At 65.4% G+C, this 3,749-nt stretch carries 5 protein-coding genes; all 5 read right to left on the bottom strand.

Annotation, left to right across the window (positions count from 1 at the left end):
• Window positions 1-168: 168 nt before the first annotated feature.
• Genes E2K76_RS20005 through E2K76_RS19990 form a run of 5 tightly spaced genes read right to left on the bottom strand, consistent with a single transcriptional unit; the run spans window position 169 to window position 3,690 of the window.
• Window positions 169-414, bottom strand: a complete 246-nt coding sequence (locus E2K76_RS20005) for a DUF982 domain-containing protein (RefSeq protein WP_136686193.1) — start codon at window positions 412-414, stop codon at window positions 169-171.
• 48 nt (window positions 415-462) lie between these two features.
• Window positions 463-600, bottom strand: coding sequence for a hypothetical protein (locus tag E2K76_RS20520; RefSeq protein ID WP_169053415.1), 138 nt, complete (start codon window positions 598-600; stop codon window positions 463-465).
• A 25-nt stretch (window positions 601-625) separates the two neighbouring features.
• On the bottom strand, window positions 626-2,260 hold the full coding sequence (locus E2K76_RS20000; protein ID WP_136686192.1) for a major capsid protein: 1,635 nt from the start codon (window positions 2,258-2,260) through the stop codon (window positions 626-628).
• A gap of 15 nt (window positions 2,261-2,275) precedes the next feature.
• Window positions 2,276-2,641 (bottom strand): head decoration protein, encoded by a 366-nt coding sequence (locus tag E2K76_RS19995; RefSeq protein ID WP_136686191.1) that lies wholly within the window; start codon window positions 2,639-2,641, stop codon window positions 2,276-2,278.
• Window positions 2,642-2,643: 2 nt separating this feature from the next.
• A complete protein-coding gene (locus E2K76_RS19990; RefSeq protein ID WP_220432324.1) occupies window positions 2,644-3,690 on the bottom strand; it encodes a DUF2213 domain-containing protein in 1,047 nt (348 codons plus the stop codon).
• Window positions 3,691-3,749: the final 59 nt, after the last annotated feature.

Genomic DNA, 3,749 nt, shown 5'->3' with positions numbered 1-3,749 from the left:
AGCGAAGCGGAAATCAATGCATCCTGACCCTAGCAACACCATGCGCGGAGCCTTGTCGGATTTGGCAGGCTCGATTAATTGACACCGCGAACGCGGCTGTGGGGCAAGCACAGTTCACTCCGGCGACGTCGAGTGGTCCCGCGTTCATCCCCTCTCCAATGACGAGCGTTACGACTTCTCGACGGGAGCTAGATCGATATCACCCTCTATCAGTGCCGAAATGAATGCCGCCCTGGCGTCCTCATGCGTTCGTTCCCCCTGCATGGCCGAAACGCAGACGATGATCGCGTTTTTATAGGCAGCTCCATCGACCTTGGTCCACCAGCTGTCGAGGATTTGCAGCGCCTCAAAGGAGCTCTTGATGCTCTGAAGGCCGCGCTTTTCGTGAACAAAGACGACGGGCTGTGACCACATGACATCCTCCTGCGATCAGGGAAGCATGCGCCTTTGTTGGAGCCTCGGCTATCCCGTCTTGCCCAGACCTTGCCGGAAAGCCTCCTGTCGCGAGGACATCACCGCCATCCCCGTCTCGGTGCGGGCGATCGTTTCGGCCCGCAGCGCCAGCAGCCGATCCGAATAGCGGCCGGTGATCTTGGCCACATCCTCCTGCGACAGCTTCTTGCCGTCAACGATTGCCTTCAGGATGGCCCGGTCGAACCGCTTTGTCGCGCCGGGTCATCTCCAGCACTTTCCGCATCTCGTCGGGATCGCCGGACAGCAGCCGCGCCCGCATCGAGGCGACATGGCCCGCCTGCGGCTCGGACAAGCCGATTATGCCGCCGGAGCGTTGGTTCTGCCCCTTGCCCACGCGGCCCGCGAGGTCCAGCGCGATCCGGTTCGGGTGCTGGCCCTGCTGGAACCCGCTCAGAATGGCCGCTCGCGCCGTCTGGCGGTCTGCATCGACCAATCCCACCACCCGGTCAGCGGCCACTTCGCGCAGCACCTGCTCGGCTTTCGGGTCAGCCACATCGAACCGGAACACCACGCGACCGCCGGGCGGCTGCGGGATATTTGCCGATTGAAGGACGCCTCCCTCGGTGAAGGCTTGGTTCAACGCCTGCCGAAACTGGGTATAGGCGCCGGGATCAAGGTTCTGCGCCTCGATCGCGCCCTCTATGTCTTGCCGCTCCAGCCGCTCCACCAGCAGCCGCATCTGCACACCGTTGCGGAGGTCGGCGACTGCCGCCTCGAACGCCTCTCGCACGCGTGGCTCCAGCTTGGCGATCAGTTCCTCGATCTGGGCCCGCAGCGATGCCATTAGCCCCTCACGATCAGCCGCAGGGCTGCCGGTTCGCCCGCCGCCGGGATCGCCGCGCACCCACGCATCGCGCTGGAGATCGCGGATGTTCATGGCGTAGGTGTCGAGGCCGGGCGTGTTCACGTAGGGCATGAACTCCGCCGGCGCCTGCGCCTTCACGAAGACATCCGTCGCGCCGACCGGGAAGAACCGTGCCTGATCCGCCGGAACCGAAATGGTCGTGCCGTCGTCCGTGCCGCGGTAGTTGTGCCACGTCACGCCACCGAATTGGAACGTGCCGTAGGGGTTGCCGTTGCCGCGCAGTTCCGCCGCCGCCTGATAGTTCAGGTAGGTACGCTCGACCTTCGGATGCGACACGAGCTTGTCGTAGAACTCGTCGCCAGCCAGAGCGTGGACGGTCGTGCTCTGGTTGATGGCGCCGCGCGACTTGGTGGACATGTCCCGCACCAGAGCCGCCGCAGCGCCCCGGATGTTGAACGACTCGCTGTCAAGGTTCCACTGGATCACCGCCGGGCGCGTCAACCCGAACTCCTCGTAGAAGTCATAGATGACCGTGGTGCCGTCGGCATCCAGCAGCGTGCCCATCAGTGCGCCCATGCGGTGATGCTCGTGGGTCAGCTCCATGTCTTCGCGAACGCGGGCCATGCGACGCAGGTATTCAGCCTGCACCTGGATGGTCTCGCTTTCGGAGCCGAAGGCACGGACGCCCTGCACTTCCTCGGCATAGAGGGTGAAGCCCTCCGCCAGCCGGGTCGTCTTAAGCGGCACCGCCGAGCGGTCATCGGGCGACAGCTCTTTTGGCGGCGCGCCGATCGCCGAAGTCGGGATCAGCTGGAGGCGACCGTCCCGCATTTCCACGAGGATCGTGCGGGTGCGGACCGGCATGGCGCGGAACAGGCCCAGCGAGCCAAGGAAGCCCGGCTTGTAGTCCACGCGGTTGATTTGTCCGGTCAGCGCGGTCGTGTTGAACGCACTGCCGTTGAAGATATCCATGGTTGCCATTTGTGGACCTCAGTCTCAGGCGATGGCGTTCGACGGAACCGACGGTTCGCGAACGATGATGCCCACTGCCGCGAGCGCGGTATGGGCGGCGGTGACAGCGGCCTGCGTGGGGGCAGCACCGGTGGCGTTCAGCAGGAGCGCGGCGCCGACGACCTCGGCATCACGGGCGATGACCGTGCGCTTGGCGGTGACGCCCTCTGCGATGTTCTCCCAGAGGATGCAGGTCGCGAGGGTGCGACCGTCGAGCGTGGCTTCGCCCGAGAGCACCTGACCGGCCAGCGCGGGCCCGGTGATCTCGATCTCGTCGCGCGAGCGATAGCCCGGCGCTTCGGACACCATGAAATGGGCCGTGTCACGGCCTTGGGTGAGGATGTTCGGCATGATCAGGCCTCCTTGAACTTCACGCCCGAGGAAGCCGCCGCTGCGGTCCAGGCATCGTTGGCGACGACCTTCAGGCCGTCCTTGATCGTCTCGCGCACCGGATCGGTCGGCTTGGCGTCCTCGGCGAGGATGTCGAAGCGCGCATCGATGTAGGCGGCGGGCTTGTCGGCCGTTGCATCGCCCAGCTTGGCGACGACAACGGCCTTGCGGATGTCGGCATCGGCCACGCCGGTGGTGACGACCTCGGGCGCGATGGCCTTGGCCTTGCCGATCAATTCAGCGCGGTCGGCGACCAGCTTGTCGATGGCGGAGGCGTCCAGCACCTTCGCCTCGGCTGCATCCTTGGCGGCAACTGCTTTGGCCAGATCGGCGTCCTTGGCCGCGATGGCGGTCTGGTGCGCGGCGTCGGCGGTGGCAATGGCGGCATCTTTCGCGGCGATGATGCCGGTCAGTTTCTCGATGGCCTGAGCACCTGCATCGGTCGTTTCGACCGACAGCCCATCCACCATGATTTTGCGCAGGGTCACGTTGACCTCCTTGGTTGCGTCATGGACGGGGCTGGCGCCCCAGAAACCCGCACCGTCTCCGATGCGGAACTCGCTTCCGGCGCGGCCACGGGGCACGATGGCCAAGTGGTTTGCGCGGATATTCTTCTGGATCGCGTCGTAGGGCTGGCCATCCTCAGTCATGCCGTCCACAAACTCGATCTGGCAGGTGTAGCCAGCGGACAGCTCGCGCGTGCCGTTCTCCACGGCAGCGATGCTGTCGGCATCCTTCAGGATCAGGGGCAGCTTGATCTTGCCGTCCAGCCACGCGGCCTCGGTGCTGACCTCGCCGACGGCCAGCGCCTTCCAGTTGTCGGCGGTGACCATCTCGGCAGGGTGGCCCATCGTCACCGGGGCGTGGCTGAATGTCCGCAGGCTGTCGGCAGCCTTGACCTCGGCCTCGGGGCGGTAGACGCGCACCACGTCGATCTCCGGGCGGCCCATCTCGGCCCCGGCATAAAGCTGGATGCCCGTGCGAACCGCGAAGGCGTCAGCATGAGGTATCCCTCGCCCGTCCGGCGGGTGCCGGACAGTGAGCTACTCCCCGATCCTTGGACAGATTT

It is taken from the genome of Falsirhodobacter xinxiangensis (genome assembly GCF_004959935.1).
Lineage (GTDB): Bacteria > Pseudomonadota > Alphaproteobacteria > Rhodobacterales > Rhodobacteraceae > Falsirhodobacter > Falsirhodobacter xinxiangensis.
The sequence above is the reverse complement of the archived record's forward strand: the minus strand, read 5'-3'. Positions and strand labels throughout refer to the sequence as shown.

Bases quoted from the DNA above. Each gene is read 5' to 3' on its own strand.
- E2K76_RS20005 (WP_136686193.1), bottom strand. From the start codon at position 414: ATGTGGTCACAGCCCGTCGTCTTTGTTCACGAAAAGCGCGGCCTTCAG.
- E2K76_RS20000 (WP_136686192.1), bottom strand. From the start codon at position 2,260: ATGGCAACCATGGATATCTTCAACGGCAGTGCGTTCAACACGACCGCG.
- E2K76_RS19995 (WP_136686191.1), bottom strand. From the start codon at position 2,641: ATGCCGAACATCCTCACCCAAGGCCGTGACACGGCCCATTTCATGGTG.